Raw genomic sequence first — 20,912 nt, 5'->3', positions numbered from 1 at the left:
TATGTTTTTGCGCCACATCATTGTTTTCAGCTTCATCGCCCTGCTCGCCGGTTGCGCGGGCTTCGGCGCCCGCGAATCGGTCGAGGGCCACGGCAACCCCGCCCAATGGCGCGAACACAAACAGCAACTGACCGCCCTCGATGGGTGGCAGATCGACGGCAAGATCGGCATTCGTGCGCCAAAAGATTCTGGCAGCGGCACGCTGTTCTGGTTGCAGCGCCAGGATTACTACGACATCCGCCTTTCCGGCCCCCTGGGTCGCGGCGCCGCTCGCCTGACCGGTCGTCCCGGCAAGGTGTCCCTGGAAGTCGCCAATCAAGGGCGATACGAAGCGTCGGCTCCGGATGTGCTGCTTGAAGAGCAGCTGGGCTGGAAATTGCCGGTTTCCAACCTGGCCTGGTGGGTCCGCGGGTTGCCGGCGCCGGACAGCAAGAGCCGCCTGACCCTGGATGGCGATAGCCGCCTGGCCAATCTGGAACAGGACGGCTGGCAGGTCGAATACACCGCCTACACCGAGCAGAACGGTTACTGGTTGCCCGAGCGGATCAAACTGCACGGCACCGACCTTGATGTCACGCTGGTCATCAAGGCCTGGCAACCGCGCAAACTGGGGTTGTGACATGGCTGCGAATCGCCTGACCCTGCCTTCCCCGGCCAAACTCAATTTGATGCTGCACATTCTGGGTCGCCGTGAAGATGGCTACCACGAACTGCAGACCCTGTTTCAGTTTCTCGATTACGGCGACGAAATCACCTTCGCCGTGCGTGAAGACGATGTGATTCAGTTGCACACTGAATTCGAAGGCGTCCCCCACGACAGCAATCTGATCGTCAAGGCCGCGAGGAAACTCCAGGAACAATCCGGCTGTGCGCTGGGGATCGATATCTGGATCGACAAGGTCCTGCCCATGGGTGGCGGGATCGGTGGTGGCAGCTCGAATGCCGCGACCACCCTGCTCGGCCTCAATCACCTGTGGCAACTGGGCTGGGACGAAGACCGGCTTGCCGCCCTGGGCCTGACGCTGGGGGCCGATGTCCCGGTTTTCGTGCGCGGCCATGCGGCTTTTGCCGAGGGCGTGGGGGAGAAACTGACCCCTGTTGAACCCGAGGAACCCTGGTACGTCGTACTGGTACCGCAAGTCTCTGTAAGCACAGCAGAAATTTTTTCCGATCCGTTGTTGACACGTAACACGCCGCCCATTAAAGTGCGCCCCGTTCCCAAGGGAAACAGTCGTAATGACTGCTTGCCGGTGGTAGCAAGACGTTATCCAGAAGTTCGTAACGCCTTGAATTTGCTAGGTAAATTTACCGAAGCAAAACTCACCGGAACTGGAAGTTGTGTGTTTGGGGGCTTCCCAAGCAAAGCTGAAGCTGATAAAGTCTCGGCCCTTCTTACAGAGACCCTTACAGGGTTTGTAGCAAAAGGAAGCAACATTTCGATGTTGCATCGCAAGCTGCAAGACCTGCTCTAAAGGAACCGAGTACTGGGTACTCGTTGCAACAGATACAGGGGCGTCGCCAAGCGGTAAGGCAGCAGGTTTTGATCCTGCCATGCGTTGGTTCGAATCCAGCCGCCCCTGCCATTTTCTATACTCATCCAGGTTACCCTCAGCCTCTAGGTACTGCGCGTGTCCAAGATGATGGTCTTTACGGGGAATGCTAACCCCGATCTGGCTCGGCGTGTCGTACGTCAGCTGCATATCCCTCTCGGTGACATCTCTGTCGGTAAGTTCTCCGACGGCGAAATTACAGCCGAGATCAATGAAAACGTCCGCGGTAAGGATGTCTTCATTATTCAGCCGACTTGCGCTCCGACCAACGATAACCTGATGGAACTGGTAGTGATGGCTGACGCCTTCCGCCGCTCCTCGGCTACTCGTATCACTGCTGTTATTCCTTACTTTGGTTATGCCCGTCAGGATCGCCGTCCGCGTTCCGCACGTGTGGCTATCAGCGCGAAAGTCGTCGCTGACATGCTTACCGTAGTCGGCATCGACCGTGTTCTCACGGTTGATCTGCATGCTGACCAAATCCAGGGTTTCTTCGATATTCCGGTAGATAACATCTACGGCTCCCCGGTTCTGGTGGATGACATTGAAGATCAGCGCTTCGAAAACCTGATGATCGTGTCCCCGGACATTGGTGGCGTCGTGCGTGCACGGGCTGTTGCCAAATCCCTGGGCGTGGATCTCGGGATCATCGACAAACGCCGTGAGAAAGCCAATCACTCTGAAGTGATGCATATCATCGGTGATGTCGAAGGGCGTACCTGTATTCTGGTCGATGACATGGTCGATACCGCCGGCACCCTGTGCCACGCGGCCAAGGCCTTGAAAGAGCATGGCGCTGCCAAGGTTTTCGCCTACTGTACGCACCCTGTGCTGTCCGGTCGGGCGATCGAAAACATCGAAAATTCCGTGCTGGACGAGCTGGTGGTGACCAACACCATCCCGCTGTCCGCTGCAGCACAAGCCTGTGCGCGTATCCGCCAACTGGATATCGCACCGGTAGTTGCCGAGGCGGTTCGCCGCATCAGCAATGAAGAATCGATCAGCGCGATGTTCCGTTAAGGGCCCTGCCCTTCTCGAACTTCTCGTTGACGAAAAGCGCCCCGCCCCGGCATTCCTGTCGGGGCGGGGCTTTTTTGCCCATATCGCCTTTAGCGCTGGTCGCAAACGCTGGGGCGAGTGTGGTTATTTTGGAGATACAACATGAACGATTTTACTCTGAATGCTGAAGTGCGTTCCGACCTGGGGAAAGGTGCGAGCCGCCGCCTGCGTCGTCTCGCAAGCCTGGTTCCAGCTGTAGTTTACGGTGGCGACAAAGCCCCTGAATCCATCAGCATGCTGGCCAAAGAAGTTGCCAAACTGCTCGAAAACGAAGCGGCTTACAGCCACATCATCGAGCTGAACGTTGGCGGCACCAAGCAAAACGTCGTGATCAAAGCCCTGCAACGTCACCCGGCCAAAGGCCACGTGATGCACGCTGACTTCGTACGCGTAGTAGCTGGCCAGAAACTGACCGCTATCGTTCCAGTGCACTTCATCAACGAAGAAGCACCGGTCAAGAAAGGCGGCGAAATCTCGCACGTCACTTCGGAAATCGAAGTGTCCTGCCTGCCGAAAGACCTGCCTGAATTCATCGAAGTCGACCTGGCTAACGCCGAAATCGGTTCGATCATTCACCTGTCCGACCTCAAAGCCCCTAAAGGCGTTGAGTTTGTTGCTCTGGCACACGGTGATGACAAGGCTGTTGCCAACGTCCACGCTCCACGTGTTGCTCCAGAAGCTGCAGAAGGCGCTGCAGAGTAATTTTACTCTGTACGCCGGAGTGACCGGAAACATCGCGGACTAGAGCGTAGCGAGAAAGCGGGCGAGAACGCGGAGTTTACATTCATGGTAAATGAGCAATGTTCGTCCACTTTCGCCGCTTTCCCTGATTGCGGCGATGTTATCCACCACTCCAAGGAAGGGCCCCTATCGTGACTGCCATTAAACTGATCGTTGGCCTGGGAAATCCAGGCGCTGAATACGAACAGACCCGGCATAACGCAGGGGCCCTTTTTGTTGAGCGCATCGCGAACGCCCAAGGCGTCAACCTTGTGGCCGATCGCAAGTATTTCGGCCTGACCGGGCGCTATTCGCACCAGGGTCAGGATGTTCGCCTGCTGATTCCCACCACCTACATGAACCGCAGCGGCCAGGCCGTGGCGGCACTCGCCGGTTTCTTCCGCATCAAGCCTGAAGAGATCCTGGTGGCGCACGACGAACTCGACCTGCCTCCGGGCGTTGCCAAGCTCAAGCAGGGTGGCGGCCACGGCGGTCACAACGGGTTGCGCGACATCATTGCGCAACTGGGCAATCAGAATACCTTCTACCGCTTGCGGCTTGGCATTGGCCACCCGGGCGTTGCCAGTATGGTTTCAAATTTCGTCCTGGGTCGTGCGCCACGCGCCGAACAGGAAAAACTCGATGCCAGCATCGACTTTGCCCTCGGCGTGCTGCCGGATATTCTCGCCGGCGAATGGAACCGCGCGATGAAAAACCTGCACAGCCAGAAGGCCTGACTCTAATCCGAGGGGAAACACCATGGGATTCAATTGCGGCATCGTCGGCCTGCCTAACGTCGGCAAGTCCACCCTGTTCAACGCGCTGACCAAATCCGGTATCGCGGCCGAGAACTTCCCCTTCTGCACCATCGAGCCCAACAGCGGTATCGTGCCGATGCCGGATCCGCGCCTGGATGCCCTGGCCGCCATCGTCAATCCGAAACGCATCCTGCCGACCACCATGGAATTCGTCGACATCGCTGGCCTGGTTGCCGGCGCGTCGAAAGGCGAAGGCCTGGGCAACAAGTTCCTGGCCAACATTCGTGAAACCGATGCCATCGCCCACGTGGTCCGCTGCTTCGAGGACGAGAACGTCATTCACGTCTCCAACAGCGTCGACCCGAAACGCGACATCGAAATCATCGACCTGGAATTGATCTTCGCCGACCTCGACAGCTGCGAAAAACAACTGCAGAAAGTCGCGCGCAACGCCAAGGGCGGCGACAAGGACGCCGTCGTTCAGAAAGGCCTGCTGGAGCAACTGATCGCTCACTTCACCGAAGGCAAGCCGGCGCGCAGCCTGATGAAGAACATGAGCACCGACGAGAAAGCGGTGATCAAGGGCTTCCACCTGCTGACCACCAAGCCGGTCATGTACATCGCCAACGTCGCTGAAGACGGTTTCGAGAACAACCCGCACCTGGACGTGGTCAAGGCCATTGCCGAAGAAGAAGGCGCCATGGTCGTGCCGGTCTGCAACAAGATCGAAGCGGAAATCGCCGAGCTGGACGACGGCGAAGAGAAGGACATGTTCCTCGAAGCCCTGGGCCTGGAAGAACCTGGGCTGAACCGCGTGATCCGTGCGGGCTACGAAATGCTGCACCTGCAGACCTACTTCACCGCCGGTGTCGAAGAAGTCCGCGCCTGGACCGTCCGCGTCGGTGCCACCGCACCACAAGCCGCTGGCGTGATCCACACCGACTTCGAAAAAGGCTTCATCCGCGCCGAAGTGATCGCCTACAACGACTTCATCCAGTACAAGGGTGAAGCGGGTACCAAGGAAGCCGGTAAATGGCGCCTGGAAGGCAAGGACTACATCGTCAAAGACGGCGACGTGATGCACTTCCGCTTCAACGTCTAAGTTTTCTGGACTAAGCACCCGCCCAGGAAAAAGCCGCGTTTGATACGCGGCTTTTTTGTGCCTGATGGCAGATAACAAAAGATCGCAGCCTTCGGCAGCTCCTACAGGGTGTACGCCATACCAGTGTAGGAGCTGCCGAAGGCTGCGATCTTTTTAGGCATCAAGCTTTTTTGGTTCTTGGCAGGAAGATCGCCAGCACCCCCAGCAACGGCAGGAATGAACACAGGAAGTACACGTACTCGATGCCGTGGATATCCGCCAGATGCCCCAGCAGAGCAGCCCCGATCCCGCCAAAGCCGAACATCAGGCCGAAGAACACCCCGGCGATCATTCCGACATTGCCCGGCACCAGTTCCTGGGCATACACCACGATGGCCGAGAACGCCGACGCCAGCACGAAGCCGATGACCACACTGAGAATGCTGGTCCAGAACAGGTCGACGTGCGGCAGGATCAGGGTGAACGGCGCGACGCCGAGAATCGAGAACCAGATCACCGCCTTACGCCCGATCTTGTCGCCGATCGGCCCGCCGAAGAACGTCCCCGCCGCCACCGCGCCGAGAAACAGGAACAGGTGCAACTGCGAACTGGCCACCGAAAGGTCGAACTTCTCGATCAGGTAGAAGGTGAAGTAACTGGTGAAACTGGCCATGTAGAAGTACTTGGAAAACACCAGCAGCCCAAGTACCACCAGCGCGCTGGTCACTCGCCCCCTGGACAGGCCATGAGTCGCCGCCTGACCCTGTTTGAGCTTGAACAGGCTCAAGTGGTTGGCGTACCAGCGGCTGATCCGATAGAGCACGAACAGGGCGAACACCGCAAACAAGCCGAACCAGGCCACATGCCCCTGCCCGTAGGGGATGATGATCGCCGCCGCCAGCAATGGGCCGAAGGCCGACCCCGCGTTGCCGCCGACCTGAAAGGTCGACTGTGCCAGGCCGAAACGCCCGCCCGAGGCCAGCCGTGCCACGCGAGAAGCTTCCGGGTGAAAGGTCGAGGAGCCGATGCCGATCAACCCCGCCGCCAACAGTATCATCGGAAAACTGCCGACCACCGACATCATCAGAATCCCGATCAAGGTGCAGACCGTGCCGGCGGGCAACAGCCAGGGCTTGGGATGGCGGTCAGTGTGATAACCGACCCAGGGTTGCAGCAAGGAGGCCGTCAGCTGGAACGTCAGGGTGATCAGGCCAACCTGGGTGAAGGTCAGGCCGTAGTTGGCCTTGAGCATCGGGTAGATCGACGGCAGCACCGACTGGATCAGGTCGTTGATCAAATGCGCCAGGGCCACTGCGCCAATGATGCGCATGACCAGCGGACTGCTTTGTGAAGGAGCGGACGCCGACGCGGCGGCGGACTGAACGTTGCTGATAGCCATGAGGGATTCCGGACAACAGAGAGGTGCGCACAGGCAGGTGCGTCAATGTGCCATTTTTCGGTGCAGCAGCGCCATCCCCTTAGCCTGCTAACGACCTCGATTTTCAGCGCTTCGCAAGGTGATAGCGCTTAGCCATGGTCTGAATCTTGCCTTGCTTATCCGCTTCAACGCGGCCCCCTTACAAAGGGGACCGAGAATGGGAAGTTTCGCCACAGAGTCGGCCTACAGAGCTGGCGAGGGTGAACTTTCGAGGCCTTTTAAAAGGGCACGGGTCGTGGTCGCAAGGCCCCGATGCACGCTAATGGCGCGTGGTGTCCAAAGGAGTCGTGGGGCATGCAGGCTTTTTTATCACCGGGGATCGGACTGCTGGGGCGTTTTGGCTTCGCGCGTAAATTCCAGTTGCTGTTTCTGCTGTTCATCCTGCCGCTGGCCGGCAGCCTGTGGATGATTGGCCAGGATTATCGCGACAAACTGAACTTGATCTCCGGCGAACGTGCCGGGGTTCGACAACTGCTCGCTCTCGATACGCTCGATAATCTGCTGGCAGCACAACGCGATCGCGCAGCCCGCTGGCGCGCGACCGAAACCAATCGTCAACCGACACCTGCCACCCTTGCCGCCATGGCCGCGTTCGATGCCGTCCAGCCTGCCGTCACCCAGGCCGCGTCGGACCTGCATGACACACTGCAAAAAGAAGGTGCCGAGGGCGAAACCCTGGCCCGTTATCAAGCCCTGCACAAAGCCCTCGACGGCCTGGACTCCAAAAGCCTGAGCAGCGTGGGTTGGTGGCCGGATGGCTACGATCGCTTCACCAGCGCCTTGAGCGCCCTGCAAGCCTTGCGCGAACAGATCGCCATGGACAATCGGCTGACCCTGGCTCCCTGGCTGGAAACCTATTTGCTGACCCAGATTTCCACCCAACACGCACCCGACCTGATCGAACGGATCGGCCGCCTGGCCAGTGTCGGCCAGGCCTCGGTGGTGTCCGGCCAATTCACCCTGCAAAGCCGCCTGCAACTTCGCGACTTGCGCAGCCGTATCGGCGATGCCCGCGAGCAGCTGGTAAAAACCGCCGGCTTGCTCGAAGCGCGTTTGCCCAGCGCCCTGCAGGCATGGGCGGGGCAATACCACGACAGCCTCAAGCGCCTCGATGCGGGCTTGAAAGTGCTGGATGACGGCGTGTTCGGCGGCAGCATCACCCTCAAGCCGGATGAGTTCGAGCGGACTCTGGATGCCCTGCTCGCCGACCTCTCCACGCTGCGCCAGCAATCGCTGGTGTCGCTGGATCAGCGCCTGGATTACTACCATGACTCGGCGATTCGCCAGTTCATGGTCGTGGCAAGCATTTTGGGTTGCCTGCTGCTGGCCGCGCTGTACCTGTTCATCTGCTTGCAGGCATCGATTCGCCGCAGTGCCAGCGGCATCACCTTGCTGGCCGAAGCCCTGCGCGATGGCAATCTGAGCCTGCAAGTGCCGGTGCAAGGGCGCGACGAACTGGCCGCCATCAGCACCGCGCTCAATGTCGCCGTCCTGCAACTGCGCACCAGCCTGCTGGGTGTCGATCACGAAACCTTGCAGCTGAGCAGCGCGGTGCAAACCCTCAATCATCACGCCAGCGACGCCCTCGGCGAAGTGGAAGCGCAGCAGCTGCAGATCAGCCAGATCGCCGCGGCAGCGACGCAATTGGCCGCCACCTCCCAGGGGGTGGCCGCGAGCTGCGAACGGGCCTCTGGCAGCGCCCAGCACACCCGGCGCATCGCCGCCGACAGCAGCCGTGACAGCCAGCGCACGACGGCGAGTATCCAGCAGCTCAATCAACGCCTGAACGACACCGCTGCCGCGCTGGGGCGTGTCAGTGAACAGGGGCAGCAGATTCAACTGGTGGTCGATACCATTCGCGGCGTCGCGGAGCAGACCAACCTGCTGGCCCTCAATGCCGCCATCGAGGCCGCTCGCGCAGGTGAACAGGGTCGCGGTTTTGCGGTGGTGGCCGACGAGGTCCGCAGCCTGTCGCAACGCACCCAGTCCTCGACCGCGCAGATCGCCGGGACGGTCGACAGTTTGCGCAGCACGGTCAACGAAGCGGTCAGCCTGATGGAAGCCGCCTGCGACCAGGCACAATCCGACGCACACGCCGTCACCGGCCTCGGGGAACGCCTGGGGGAAATTGCCAGCGCCGTGCAGGGCGTCACCGACACCCTGGCGCAGATCGCCACGGCGGTCGACGAGCAAGCCAGCACCGCCGATGAAGTCAGCGGCAACATCCAGCAAGTCGATCAGGCGGCAGTCCGCTTGCTCGAAGGTGCGCGGGCGGTGAACCTTGCCGCGGACACCTTGAGCCAGGGCAGCAAGGCCCTGAGCGCCAATACCGGCAGATTTCAGCTCAATTGACGCCCTCCTCCGGGCGGTTTTTCTGGCCACGGAGGATAAGCGGTTGAAAGTGTAGAGAAATATTTTGAATTTACGCTTGACGCATCTGCATTACCGGTGAATAATGCGCGCCACTTGGCTACATAGCTCAGTTGGTTAGAGCATAGCATTCATAATGCTGGGGTCCGGGGTTCAAGTCCCTGTGTAGCCACCAAGTACTAAAAACGGCTTACCGCAAGGTAGGCCGTTTTTTTATGCCTCGAAAAAACTGGACATCGATTGTCGTTATCTACCTGTAGGAGCGAGCATGCTCGCGATGGTCATAAACGATAACGCTGTCAGCCTGATGCCCCACGGCGTTCTTTCGACCATCGCGAGCATGCTCGCGCCTACAGGTATCAGGTGCGAATGGTGGGCAGCGCCGACAACGCCCTCTCCCAGATCTGCCAGGTTCGCAACCAGACCATCGCCTGCCAGTCGCTATCGGCCGGATAGAACTGCTCAAGCAGATTCAGTTTGATCTCGCGGCCCACACCATCACTCGGGTTGCCATACAGATGCAGCCAGTGGTCATCGCGCAGATGACGATGCACATCCGCTCCCGGATAGGTCCCGCACTCGATGACGAACGGCATCAACCGCACCTGTGGCAGCGCATCGATCAGGGCTTGCGAGGTATAACCGGTCGCGGTGGCTGCAACGCCGGTTTCGCTCAGCGTCTGCGCACCGGTCTGCAAGGTGTAGAGCCATGGCCCGTAGATCGCCTGGGCATCGGCCAGCGCCGGATAGGCTGACTCGGTGATGGTGAGCAACATCGGATGACCGTACTCGCCGGCACCGGTGTGCAAGTCAAAGCACAGGGCGACGTCGGCGTGTGCGGCGTGTTTCTCGATGATCTGGTGCAAGGTGCGATTCGACCAGCTCGGCGCCAGCCCGCCGTAAAACAATCCGTCGGGATGCGCATGCTGTCCACCCTCGACAATCGACATCACCGCCGGCCAGCCATGCTTGTTGATTTGTTCATCCAGCAGCGCGTCCGCGCGGTCACGCTCGGGGCCTTTGAGCTGGGTGCAGGCGTAGATGTCATGCAGCGCCTGGTAGGCCTGGTTGTCCGGCAAAGGACCGTCGAAATCCAGGTGGTTGCGGTTCAGGTCGATGTTGTCTTCGTTCACCCGGCGCAACCACGCCATGCCCCACGGATTGATCGCATGGATCATCACCACCGCGACATCCGCCGGCAACGAACGCTTGCCCAACTCCTGCAGCCACTTGATCTGACAACCCGAACCGTAGAAGCCCTCGACGCCATGGGTGCCGCTCAGCGCAATCAATAGTCGTTTGGCGGCGGGATCGCCAAAGACCGCCACGTCGGTGCTCAAGTGCTCGCCGAACGGCCCTTTGAGCGGGTGTGGATACTCGGTCAGCGTCGCCCCCGCAGCGGTGGCCGCCGCGAGGAATTGTTCGCGCTGGGAGCGATAGCTGGGCTGGGTCGGAAACTCGGTCTGCATGTGTGCCTCTTGTCGATTGTTCTGGCCTGGCGGATGGCTACGACCCTACAGACATTGCGCCCATTGATGAAGGACAAAAGCGTCATTGCCGCAGGACCCGGTTTGCGCCATCGCGTGGTGACCGATACAGTCCCCTGACCATTTCCCATGGACAGAGTGCCCAACGTGTTTCCAGCCTTCCACTTGAGCCGCTTTCGCCTGTCAGCCTTGTCGCTGATCGCCGCCGCGCTGACCCTGGGCGCTTGCAACGCGCCGCCCTCTTCGCCATCGGTCTCGACGCTGCCACTCGCTCCGGAAAACGCTTCCGGCTACCGCACCGACCTGCAGACCCGGCACGCCACACGACACATGGCCGCAGCCGCCAACCCACTGGCGGCCGAAGCCGGGCGGGAGATGCTGCGTCGCGGCGGTTCGGCCATCGATGCGGCGATTGCGATGCAGGCGGTGCTGACACTGGTCGAACCACAGTCGTCGGGTATCGGCGGTGGCGCGTTGATCGTGCTTTGGGATGGCAAGGCCGTGCGCACCTACGACGGTCGCGAAACGGCTCCGGCCGGCGCCACCGAGCGGCTGTTCCTGCAAGCCGACGGACAACCGATGGGGTTCACTCAGGCGCAGATCGGTGGCCGCTCGGTGGGGACACCGGGCGTATTGCGCGCCCTTGAACTGGCCCATCAAAGACACGGTCGCCTGCCCTGGGCGCAGCTGTTCGAACCAGCCATCACACTCGCCGAGCAAGGCTTCGCCATCTCGCCACGTCTACATCTGCTGATCGCTTCGGATTCAAAACTGCGCAACTCTCCGGACATGGCAGCGTACTTTCTGAATGCCGACGGCAGCCCGAAGGCCACCGGCACACGCCTGAACAACCCGGCCCTGGCCGCCGTGTTCCGGCGCATCGCCAAAGAAGGCGCGGATGCTTTGTACAAAGGCGCCATCGCCCAGGAAATCGTGGCCAAGGTTCAGGGCCATGCCAACCCGGGCAGCCTGTCGCTGAACGACCTCAAGCACTACAGCGCCAAGGAGCGCCCTGCGCTGTGCACCGATTACAAACGCTGGCAGGTGTGTGGCATGCCGCCGCCATCCTCGGGCGGAATTGCCGTGGCGCAGATCCTCGGAACGCTGCAAGCCCTGGAGGCGCGCGATAAACGCCTGGCCCTGGCACCGATGAAACCGGTCAAGAGCACGGCCCCCGCCGGCCTCGAACCGGACCCCGACGCGGTGCACCTGATCTCCGAAGCCGAGCGCCTGGCCTACGCCGACCGCGCCCAGTACGTGGCCGATACCGACTTTGTGCCCGTGCCCGTGAAAGGCCTGGTGGATCCGGCCTACCTGGCCAGCCGCGCCGCCCTGATCGGTCAGCGCAGCATGGGCACGGCTCAACCGGGTACGCCGCCGGGCATTCAGGTTGCCTACGCGATGGATCGCTCACCGCTGCGAATCTCCACCTCGCAGGTGGTCGCCGTCGATGATCAGGGTGGCGCCGTGTCCATGACCACCACCATTGAATCGGCCTTCGGCTCGCACCTGATGGTTCAGGGTTTTCTGCTCAATAACGAGATGACCGACTTTTCGTTCATCCCCGAAGAGAACGGGCAAAAAGTCGCCAACCGCGTCGAACCCGGCAAACGCCCGCGCTCGTCCATGGCGCCAACACTGATCTTTGATCGCCAGAGCGGCGAGTTCGTTGCCAGCGTCGGCTCACCCGGCGGCTCGCAAATTATCGAATACGTGGCCAAAACCACCATCGGCTTGCTCGACTGGAACCTGGACGCACAGTCGGCCATCAACCTGCCCAACTTCGGCAGCCGCAACGGTGCGACCGAACTGGAACGCGGACAATTCAGCCCGGCACTGATCCAGGCCTTGAAGGATAAGGGTCACCCCGTGAGCGAAATCGACATGACCAGCGGCACCCAGGCGATCGTCCGGGTCAAGGATGCGCAGGGCAAAGCCTCGCTGACAGGCGGAGCCGACCCTCGACGTGAGGGGGAAGCATTGGGGGATTGAGTCGTACGCGGGTATGAAAACCCTGTAGGAGCTGCCGCAGGCTGCGATCTTTTGATCTTGCTTCTTGAGTCAAAAGCTAAAGATCGCAGCCTGCGGCAGCTCCTACCGTTGCGCCTACCTTTCAGGCGATTGAAGTCAGGCCGGCACACCCAGAATGATATGCGACGCCTTGATCACCGCCGTCGCACTGACGCCCGGCGCCAGGCCCAGTTCAGCCACGGCATCGCGGGTGACGATCGAGTAGACCTCGGTGCCGCCATCGAGCTGGATCACGACCTCGGCGTTCACCGCGCCATCGGTGACGCTGGTGACCTTGCCTTCGAGGCAGTTGCGCGCCGAGAGGCGAATGTCGCTGGAGTCGGTCATGAGCATGACCCACGGCGCCTTGACCAGCGCGACCGCTTCTTTGCCCACCGCCAGGCCGAGGTTCTTCACGCTTTCCATGGTGACCACTGCCACCAGTTCATTGCCACCGGGCAGCTTCAGGGATATTTCCGCGTTGACGGCGCCGGATTGCACTTGGCTGATGGTGCCCTTGAATACGTTACGTGCGCTGACCTTCATGAACTTGTAGCCTCTGATGGTTATTTTTGTATACAAGTTACAGCATCATTCTGTCTGAGCGGGCATGACCCAATGTCGCACCCGCTACCGATTGATCTTCAGCACCCGACGCGCCTGGTGTTTTTCCAAAGCCAGTTCGATCAGCCGCGTGACCAGTTCACTGTAGGTCATTCCTGCGGCCTGCCACAGTTTCGGGTACATGCTGATGCGGGTGAATCCCGGCAGCGAGTTGATTTCATTGATCAGCACTTCGCCGCTGTCGGTCAGAAATACATCCACCCGCGCCAACCCGGAACATCCCAGCACCTGGAAAGCCTCGACCGCCATGGCACGGATGCGCTCGCTGGCTTCGACACTGATGTTGGCCGGCACGACCACTTCAGCCGCTTTGTCATCGATGTACTTGCTGTCGTAGGAATAGAAGCCGCTGTGCACCACGATCTCGCCGCAGCCGCTGGCAATGGCGTCGTCGTTGCCGAGCACCGCGCATTCGATTTCGCGGCCACTGACCGCAGACTCGACCAGCACTTTTTCGTCGAATCCCAGAGCCAGCTCGACCGCCGCCGTGTACCCGGCTTCGTCGGTGACCTTGCTCACACCCACGGAAGAACCCTGGTTCGCCGGTTTGACGAACAATGGCAGACCGAGCTGGCCTGCCACTTCGGCAAAATGGCTTCGCTGCGCCGACCTGCGGGTCAGGGTCACGAACGGCGTGACCGCCAGCCCGGCATCCCGCAGCAGGCGCTTGCTGTTGTCCTTGTCCATGCACACGGCGGAACCGAGCACATCGGAACCGACAAACGGCAGGTCAGCCATGCGCAGTAAGCCTTGCAGACAGCCGTCTTCACCGAGGGTGCCGTGGACAATCGGGAAGATGACATCCACGTGGCCCAACAGCTCCTGACTGGAGGTTTCCACTAACTGCTGACTGGTCTTGCCTGGAACGACCGCCAACTCCCGGTTGGATTGATTGAGGGCGATCAGGGCCGGATTCTCCTGGTTCAGCAGGAAATTCGAAGGGTCGTTGAGGTGCCAGTGGCCTTGCTTGTCGATCCCGATCAGCACCGGCTCGAAGCGCGAACGGTCCAGGGCATCGACAATGTTCTTCGCCGACTGCAACGACACTTCATGCTCGGCCGAGCGCCCCCCGAAGATAATCCCTACACGCAGTTTGCTCATTCAATTCACCTCAACGATTGGCCACCAGATGCACGCCGAACAGCAGGTAGCAGCTGCCAGCGAAGCGATCCAGCCATTTCCGGGAGCGGTCATAGACGCCCGCCACCCGGCGACTCGAAAACACTAGCGCGACGCTGCAATACCAGCAGAAGGACAGACTCGCCATGGTCAGCACAGCCAGCGCCAGCAACATCGGCGGCACAGAAGCGGGCATGGCGGTGGCGAAGATGGTCGCCACGAACAGTGCGGACTTGGGATTGGTCATGTTGCCCAACAGACCCTGGCCGTACACCGACAGCAACGTGCGCCCCGCATCGCCAGGCGAACCGTCGCTCGCGACCTTCGCCGGCGTGCGCTTGAACTGTTTCAGGCCCAGGTAAATCAGGTAACAACCACCGGCGACCTTGAACCCCAGGTAGAGCGTTGGCGCGGCGCTGAACAGGGACTTGATGCCCAGGCCACCCGCCAGCCCCCAAAGCACCGTGCCCGTCGCCACACCCAGCGCGGCGACTACACCGTGACGCTTGGAATGACTGACGGCCAGCTGCGCGATGTTGAAAAAATTCGGCCCCGGGGTCACCACCGCAACCGTCCACAACAGTGCCAGCGACAATAACGGAGCGGCGTAGCTCAGGTAGGTCACATCCATGGCTCGGGGGCCTCCAGATTGAAAAAAGGGAAGGCGATCAATCTTGCCAGGGAGCCACCTTACGATTGCAAGGTCTTGCCGTCCACCGGGCTGCCAATGGTCAAAAAGTGCCCACCGGCGACGTGGTGCAAGGTGCGCAGCGCGTCCTGGCCTTCGAAGTGCCAACGCCCGTCGCTGAACACACGCTCATCGGCCTGGGCGGCAATCACTTCGGCCAGGAACAGGTCGTACTGCTGGTGGTTGTCGGGTTCCGGCAGCAGCCGGCATTCCAGCCAGGCAACGCAGCCTTCGAGCATCGGCGCATCGATCAGCTCGGCATCGAAGGTCGGCAAGCCATAAACCTGGAACTTGTCGAGCCCCTGGTTTCGAGTCAACTCCAGGCCGGACGTCGAACCGACGGTTTGCACGATATCGGCCTGCGCGGCACAGGGAACGTTCAGCACGAAGGTGCCCGAGGCTTCCAGCAGTTGCCGGGTCCAGGTGGACTTGTCCAGCACCACGGCGATTTTCGGCGGTTCGAAATCCAGTGGCATGGCCCAGGCCGCCGCCATGATATTGCGCTTGCCGCCATGGGCGGCACTGACCAGCACGGTCGGCCCGTGGTTAAGCAAACGATAAGCCTTGGGCAATGGGACCGGACGGCGACGGGAAACGCTCATGGATGTTGCTCCTGGAGAAAATCACCGATTGTAACGGGATACAAACCGCGCCTACTGTTCCTCGACGTCAGACACATGGACCAGCAGGTCACCGGGCTGGCAGCACAGGTACTGGCAAATAGCATCCAGGGTGGCCAGCCGTATGCCCTTCACCTTGCCTTGTTTAAGCAGCGAAAGGTTGGCTTCGGTAATGCCGATGGCTGCTGCAAGGTCTTTGGATTTGACTTTGCGCAATGCAAGCATCACGTCCAGCTGAATCACAATTGACATAACAATCTCAAACGAAGGTCTGGTTTTCAGAGTTCACGACGCTGGCCTGCCTCAGGATTCGCGCGATGATCGAAATACACGCCGCCATGAACAGCGCCACAAAAGTCGCTGCTGTCAGGCTTACCGTAAACAGCCGTTCACCTTGCGGCTCATTCATCGTAACCCAGAGGCTGAGCATCGGCTCACACACAAAATCGAGCAGCACCCACAACGCGACCGCCTTCCCGACCTTGCCCATGTGCAACGCAGCCTCGATGGAAAAAAACTCACCGCAGGCGTAGCGCTGGAACAGCCGACGCAAATGCCCCAGGCCGAAGGTCAAAGCCAACAGCGGTACACTCGACAACAGCCAGCCGCCAAGCCTTTGCCACCATGAGAACAGTGCCACCACGTCGGTCCTTTCCGAAAGCTGGCGATCAGTCAGCGCAAACCCCAACCCCCACCCTTGCGTCGAAGCCAGGGCGGGAAAACACCACAGCACCGCATTGAGCATCAGCATTACGACGATTAACCCAAGCGTAACTGCCGCCATGTGCTGGCTGAGACGGGCAAGACTGGTAGAAATCATGGTGATGCCTCCTGACACTGAATGTGAGGCACACGCTAAAGGAAAAATTATCGTAAAACAATAATTAATTATTACAGAAGATTAATTATTGGACAAAAATGGATCTTTATTCCCGCTGAATAAAAAGATCGCCGATGGCGATCTTTTTTGTTGAGCGGGTACAGCATTGGACTCAGGTTGCCAACTGATTGGCGAACTGCCCCACCGCATTCACGACCTTCTGCGCACCGTCCTGGATTTCGACGATCACCGTGCCCGCTTCTGCCGCAAGCGCCAGGCCCTGTTCCGCCTGGAGCTTGCCATCGGTCATCAGGGCCACGGCGTTGCGGGCCATGTCCTGGTTTTGACGCACCACCAGCACGATCTCATCGGTGGCCTGGCTGGTGCGCGAGGCCAGCTGCCTGACCTCGTCGGCGACCACGGCGAAACCTCGTCCCTGTTCACCGGCACGGGCCGCTTCGATGGCGGCATTGAGTGCCAGCAAGTTGGTTTGTTCGGCGATACCGCTGATGGTCTTGACGATGGTGCCGATCACCAGCGATTGCTCGTTCAGGGCTTCGATGCCATCACCGGCGGTTTGCATGTGTTTGGCCAGGTCGCGCATCACATCCACCGCCTGCGTCACCACGGCGGTACCGCGCTGGGCACTCTGGTCGGTTTGCTGGGAGGTGCTGTAGGCGATGTTCGCCGCCTCGGCGACGGCTTGCTCCTGATTGACCTGATCAGTGATCACCGTGGCGAACTTCACCACTTTGTAGAGTTTGTTGTTGGCGTCGAGCACCGGGTTGTAGGTCGCTTCCAGCCAGACTGTACGACCATGGCTGTCGATACGCTTGAATCGGGCAGCCACGTATTCCCCTGCGTTCAGACGGCGCCAGAAATTCTGGTATTCGGCACTGTTGGCCTCCTCCGGAAAGCAGAAGGTGCGGTGATGCTTGCCTTTGATCTGCGCCAGGCTGTAACCCATGCCGGAGAGAAAACGATCGTTGGCCGCCAGCACGTGGCCACCAAGGTCGAACTCGATCACCGCCGTCGAGCGCACCAGCGCGCCGATCAGGTTTTCATGTTCGCGGGAGGCCTCGATGGTGCGGGTCAGGTCACTGGAGAAAATCGAGAAATGACGGATCCTGCCATCCGCCGACCGCACCGGCTGCACGATTGATCGCAACCACGCTTCCTGACCCGTACCGCGCAACAGGCGCACGGCACCGGCGAAGTGCTCGCCACGGGTCAGCGCGGCTTTGAAGCGCTGGTGAAATTCATCGGTTTTCACATGAGCCGGGACGATGTCCTCGATGTGCCGACCGATCAAATCGTGGCTCTTGTAGTGCATCTCGCTGAGGAAGTTCTGGTTGACCGATTGCACCCGACCATCCGCTTCCAGGGTGAGCACCAGCATCTCGCTTTCCAGACTTTCCTTCACTTGCTGAAGGCTGGAAAGTTCTTCGCGAAGAGCCGACAGCTCCTGCTTCAAGCGTTTATTGAACATGGGGACGCACCGATGGACAGGGATAGAAAGCGATATGCAGCCTAACCATCGGCCTTGCGGGTTTTTTCTGAAGAGGGTTTCAGCCTTGTCCTACAAAAATAGTTGCGTCACCGGGGCCGGCCCTTTCTGTCACACCGCGCCGGCGACCGGGCAATGGCCGATGTTCGGCATCCGTGCGCCGAAAAACGCCGCACTGCTCACGCCCACCGCGCCCATCACCGCACAAAAAAACACGCAGATCCATGGGCTCCAGGGCATCAGACCGATCAACAGCAACGGTGTGATACTCGCCCACGCCGCGTAGGCAATGTTGTAGGTAAAAGAGATACCCGAAACGCGTATCCGCGCCGGGAACAGGCTGACCATCACCGAAGGCACCGCCCCCACCACACCGCACGCGAGACCCGCCACCGAATAGGCCAGGCCGACCCAGTTGCCGCCACTGATCAAGCAAGCGTAGAGCACGCCAATGCCCAGCGGCAGCAGCAGGCTGTAGAGCATCACGGTGCGCCAGGCGCCGATGCGGTCGACCAGCAAACCGGCGAGTACGCAGCCAATGTTCAGGAAAACGATGCCCAGTGCGCTCAAGGCGAAGGTGTGGCTGGCGGTCATGCCGAAGGTTTTCTGCATCATGGTCGGTGTGATCACGACGAACACCACCACCGCCGACGTCAGCACGCAGGTCAGAATCATCGCCGGCAGCATGGCCAGCCGATGCTCGCGCAGGACCGCCTTCAGCGGCAACTCGACGTGCTCCTCGCGCCGGGCCTGCATCGCCATGAACACCGGGGTTTCGCTCAGCCAGCGGCGCAGCCAGACCCCGATCACCCCGAACACACCGCCCAGCAGGAACGGGAAGCGCCAGGCGTAATCGAGGATTTCTGCCGGGGTAAAGGCTTGAGCAAGGAAGGTCGCGGTCAAGGCGCCGAGCAGGTAGCCAAAGGTCAGCCCCGCCTGCAAGAACCCCAGGGCGTAACCGCGATGCCCAGCGGGCGCGTGTTCGGCAACGAATACCCAGGCGCTCGGCACCTCGCCGCCCACCGCCGCCCCCTGCAGGACGCGCAGCAACAACAGCAACAACGGTGCGAAATAGCCGATCTGCGCGTAGGTCGGCATGATCCCGATCAGCAGGCACGGCAGCGCCATCATCAGGATGCTCAGGCTGAACACCCTCTTGCGCCCCAATCGGTCAGCGAAATGCGCCATCAGGATGCCGCCCAGGGGCCGCGCCAGGTAACCGGTGACGAAAATGCCGAAGCTTTGCAGCAGGCGCAGCCATTCGGGCATGTCCGGCGGGAAGAACAACTGGCTCAGCGTCAGCGCGAAGAATACGAAAATGATGAAATCATAGATTTCCAGCGCCCCGCCCAAGGCCGCGAGCCCGAGGGTCTTGTAGTCCGAGCGGCTGAACGGCGCCGGGCGCGAATCGATATTGGCAGTCATGTAAAGAACTCTGGCACAGGCAAAAACCAAGGCGCCCATGGTCTACGCAAACGCGCCTGCGGACAACCCGTTAGACCAAAGTCCCATAGCCGCAAAACAGCCCCGCAAAAAACCTCCGCTTGATTTACTGTTAGCGCCTGTCCAGACGGGCCTCTGCCGCCCCGAAGACCACAATAAACATAAAAATTCGAGGTACTCCCGTGGCCGCTGATATCGAAGATAGCCGCTCCGCCCGCTTTGCCCTGCGCTGCTCGAGCTTTGCCGAGCGCTGGTTCCCCGACTCCTGGGTGTTTGCCGCCCTGGCCGTGATCATCGTTGCCGTGGCCACCCTGGCCATGGGCGCCAAGCCCACCGATGCCGCCATGGCGTTTGGCGATGGCTTCTGGAGCCTGATCCCCTTCACCATGCAAATGGCGTTCGTGGTGATCGGCGGGTATGTCGTCGCCAGTTCGCCACCGGCGGTGAAGCTGATCGATCGTCTGGCGAAGCTACCGAAAAACGGCCGTTCCGCCGTGGCCTGGGTCGCCTTGATTTCGATGGTCGCGTCCCTGCTGAACTGGGGCCTGTCGCTGGTCTTCGGCGGCTTGCTGGTGCGCGCCCTCGCCCGCCGTACCGACCTGAAAATGGACTATCGCGCTGCCGGCGCCGCGGCTTACCTCGGGCTCGGCGCGGTTTGGGCCCTGGGCCTGTCGTCGTCCGCGGCACAATTGCAGGCCAACCCGGCGAGCCTGCCGCCGTCGATTCTGTCGATCACCGGGGTGATTCCGTTCACCCAAACGATCTTTCTCTGGCAATCGGGCGTGATGTTGCTGGCGCTGGTCGTCATCTCGATCATCATCGCTTATGCCACCGCCCCCGGTCCGAATTCGGCGCGGGACGCCGAGGCCTGTGGCGTCGACCCGAGTTTCAACCTGCCGCCCCTGCAACCGCGCACCCGCCCCGGCGAATGGCTGGAGCACAGCCCGCTGCTGATCATCCTGCTGGTGCTGCTGGCCGCTGGCTGGCTGTTTCATGAGTTTTCGACCAAACCGGCAATCAGCGCGATTTCCGGCCTTAACACCTACAACTTCCTGTTCATCATGCTCGGTGCCCTGTTGCACTGGCGTCCGCGCAGCTTCCTCGACGCCGTCGCCCGCGCGGTACCGACCACCACCGGCGTGCTGATCCAGTTCCCGCTGTACGGCTCGATCGCGGCCTTGATGACCACGGTCAAGGGCGCCGACGCACAGACCCTGGCTCACCACATCTCGACCTTTTTTGTCAGCATCGCGTCCCATGACACCTATGCGCTGCTGATGGGCGTGTACTCGGCGATTCTCGGCTTCTTCATTCCTTCGGGCGGCGGCAAGTGGATCATCGAAGCGCCGTACGTGATGCAAGTGGCCAACGACTTGAACTATCACCTGGGCTGGGCCGTGCAGATCTACAACGCCGCCGAGGCCCTGCCCAACCTGATCAACCCGTTCTACATGCTGCCGCTGCTGGGCGTGCTGGGGTTGAAGGCGCGGGACTTGATCGGATTTTCGTTCGTCCAGTTGCTGGTGCACACGCCGCTGGTGCTGGTGTTGTTGTGGGCATTGGGTACGACGCTGGCGTATACGCCGCCCGTGATGCCGTAGCGCCCTCGCTTTGTTTG

Annotated in this window: 18 protein-coding genes, 2 tRNA genes and 2 pseudogenes; 11 read left to right on the top strand and 11 right to left on the bottom strand. The window is 60.6% G+C overall.

Annotated elements, in window-relative coordinates:
• Nucleotide 1 precedes the first annotated feature (1 nt).
• The 7 genes from lolB to ychF all read left to right on the top strand — a co-directional run bounded on the left by lolB (nt 2) and on the right by ychF (nt 5,189).
• Nucleotides 2–619, top strand: a complete 618-nt coding sequence (gene lolB, locus F8N66_RS21545; RefSeq protein ID WP_150772111.1) for a lipoprotein insertase outer membrane protein LolB — start codon at nt 2–4, stop codon at nt 617–619.
• A gap of 1 nt (nt 620) precedes the next feature.
• A complete protein-coding gene (gene ispE / locus F8N66_RS21540) occupies nt 621–1,472 on the top strand; it encodes a 4-(cytidine 5'-diphospho)-2-C-methyl-D-erythritol kinase (protein ID WP_150772110.1) in 852 nt (283 codons plus the stop codon).
• 36 nt (nt 1,473–1,508) lie between these two features.
• Nucleotides 1,509–1,583 (top strand) — tRNA-Gln (locus F8N66_RS21535).
• A gap of 45 nt (nt 1,584–1,628) precedes the next feature.
• Nucleotides 1,629–2,570 carry a ribose-phosphate pyrophosphokinase gene (locus F8N66_RS21530; protein WP_003171603.1) on the top strand — a complete coding sequence of 314 codons (942 nt, stop codon included), beginning with the start codon at nt 1,629–1,631 and terminating at the stop codon, nt 2,568–2,570.
• A 141-nt stretch (nt 2,571–2,711) separates the two neighbouring features.
• On the top strand, nt 2,712–3,311 hold the full coding sequence (locus tag F8N66_RS21525) for a 50S ribosomal protein L25/general stress protein Ctc (RefSeq protein WP_150772109.1): 600 nt from the start codon (nt 2,712–2,714) through the stop codon (nt 3,309–3,311).
• Nucleotides 3,312–3,481: 170 nt separating this feature from the next.
• A complete protein-coding gene (gene pth / locus F8N66_RS21520) occupies nt 3,482–4,066 on the top strand; it encodes an aminoacyl-tRNA hydrolase (protein WP_008037207.1) in 585 nt (194 codons plus the stop codon).
• A gap of 22 nt (nt 4,067–4,088) precedes the next feature.
• Nucleotides 4,089–5,189, top strand: a complete 1,101-nt coding sequence (gene ychF / locus F8N66_RS21515) for a redox-regulated ATPase YchF (protein WP_150772108.1) — start codon at nt 4,089–4,091, stop codon at nt 5,187–5,189.
• 160 nt (nt 5,190–5,349) lie between these two features.
• On the opposite strand, the gene F8N66_RS21510 is transcribed toward ychF, so the two are convergent.
• The gene (locus F8N66_RS21510) at nt 5,350–6,567 is read right to left on the bottom strand and encodes an MFS transporter (RefSeq protein WP_150772107.1); all 1,218 of its coding nucleotides are present in this window, start codon (nt 6,565–6,567) and stop codon (nt 5,350–5,352) included.
• 333 nt (nt 6,568–6,900) lie between these two features.
• On the opposite strand from F8N66_RS21510, the gene F8N66_RS21505 reads away from it, so the two are divergent.
• The gene (locus tag F8N66_RS21505; RefSeq protein ID WP_150772106.1) at nt 6,901–8,958 is read left to right on the top strand and encodes a methyl-accepting chemotaxis protein; all 2,058 of its coding nucleotides are present in this window, start codon (nt 6,901–6,903) and stop codon (nt 8,956–8,958) included.
• A gap of 116 nt (nt 8,959–9,074) precedes the next feature.
• A tRNA-Met gene (locus F8N66_RS21500) sits at nt 9,075–9,151 on the top strand.
• Nucleotides 9,152–9,335: 184 nt separating this feature from the next.
• Here F8N66_RS21500 and F8N66_RS21495 read toward each other — a convergent pair.
• Nucleotides 9,336–10,445, bottom strand: coding sequence for a DUF2817 domain-containing protein (locus F8N66_RS21495; RefSeq protein WP_150772105.1), 1,110 nt, complete (start codon nt 10,443–10,445; stop codon nt 9,336–9,338).
• A gap of 165 nt (nt 10,446–10,610) precedes the next feature.
• Between F8N66_RS21495 and ggt the strand changes: the two genes are divergently transcribed.
• Complete coding sequence (ggt, locus tag F8N66_RS21490; protein WP_150772467.1) at nt 10,611–12,455, top strand: gamma-glutamyltransferase; 1,845 nt, start codon at nt 10,611–10,613, stop codon at nt 12,453–12,455.
• A 135-nt stretch (nt 12,456–12,590) separates the two neighbouring features.
• Here the strand turns inward: ggt and F8N66_RS21485 are convergent, their stop codons facing one another.
• The 9 genes and pseudogenes from F8N66_RS21485 to F8N66_RS21450 all read right to left on the bottom strand — a co-directional run bounded on the left by F8N66_RS21485 (nt 12,591) and on the right by F8N66_RS21450 (nt 19,276).
• Nucleotides 12,591–13,019 carry a TOBE domain-containing protein gene (locus F8N66_RS21485; RefSeq protein WP_150772104.1) on the bottom strand — a complete coding sequence of 143 codons (429 nt, stop codon included), beginning with the start codon at nt 13,017–13,019 and terminating at the stop codon, nt 12,591–12,593.
• Between the two features lie 84 nt (nt 13,020–13,103).
• On the bottom strand, nt 13,104–14,198 hold the full coding sequence (gene ddlA / locus F8N66_RS21480) for a D-alanine--D-alanine ligase (RefSeq protein ID WP_150772103.1): 1,095 nt from the start codon (nt 14,196–14,198) through the stop codon (nt 13,104–13,106).
• A 10-nt stretch (nt 14,199–14,208) separates the two neighbouring features.
• Nucleotides 14,209–14,847 (bottom strand): LysE family translocator, encoded by a 639-nt coding sequence (locus F8N66_RS21475; RefSeq protein ID WP_150772102.1) that lies wholly within the window; start codon nt 14,845–14,847, stop codon nt 14,209–14,211.
• Nucleotides 14,848–14,906: 59 nt separating this feature from the next.
• Nucleotides 14,907–15,506: a flavin reductase family protein gene (locus F8N66_RS21470; protein WP_150772101.1), complete on the bottom strand. Its 600-nt coding sequence runs from the start codon at nt 15,504–15,506 to the stop codon at nt 14,907–14,909.
• 51 nt (nt 15,507–15,557) lie between these two features.
• Nucleotides 15,558–15,776, bottom strand: a complete 219-nt coding sequence (locus F8N66_RS21465; protein ID WP_150772100.1) for a helix-turn-helix domain-containing protein — start codon at nt 15,774–15,776, stop codon at nt 15,558–15,560.
• Between the two features lie 7 nt (nt 15,777–15,783).
• On the bottom strand, nt 15,784–16,344 hold the full coding sequence (locus F8N66_RS21460) for a DUF2975 domain-containing protein (protein WP_150772099.1): 561 nt from the start codon (nt 16,342–16,344) through the stop codon (nt 15,784–15,786).
• A 172-nt stretch (nt 16,345–16,516) separates the two neighbouring features.
• Nucleotides 16,517–16,954: pseudogene (locus F8N66_RS32230) on the bottom strand (methyl-accepting chemotaxis protein); the annotation flags it as partial.
• A gap of 150 nt (nt 16,955–17,104) precedes the next feature.
• Nucleotides 17,105–17,743 (bottom strand): annotated as a pseudogene (locus F8N66_RS32225) (PAS domain-containing protein); the annotation flags it as partial.
• Nucleotides 17,744–17,962: 219 nt separating this feature from the next.
• Nucleotides 17,963–19,276 (bottom strand): MFS transporter, encoded by a 1,314-nt coding sequence (locus F8N66_RS21450; RefSeq protein WP_150772097.1) that lies wholly within the window; start codon nt 19,274–19,276, stop codon nt 17,963–17,965.
• 200 nt (nt 19,277–19,476) lie between these two features.
• Here F8N66_RS21450 and F8N66_RS21445 point away from each other — a divergent pair, with 200 nt between their 5' ends.
• Entirely contained in the window at nt 19,477–20,895 is a 1,419-nt protein-coding gene (locus tag F8N66_RS21445; protein WP_150772096.1) for a short-chain fatty acid transporter, read from the top strand.
• The last annotated feature ends 17 nt before the right edge of the window (nt 20,896–20,912 follow it).

The organism is Pseudomonas fluorescens (assembly GCF_902498195.1).
GTDB lineage: Bacteria > Pseudomonadota > Gammaproteobacteria > Pseudomonadales > Pseudomonadaceae > Aquipseudomonas > Aquipseudomonas fluorescens_BU.
This window is presented reverse-complemented; position numbering and strand designations above follow the sequence as displayed.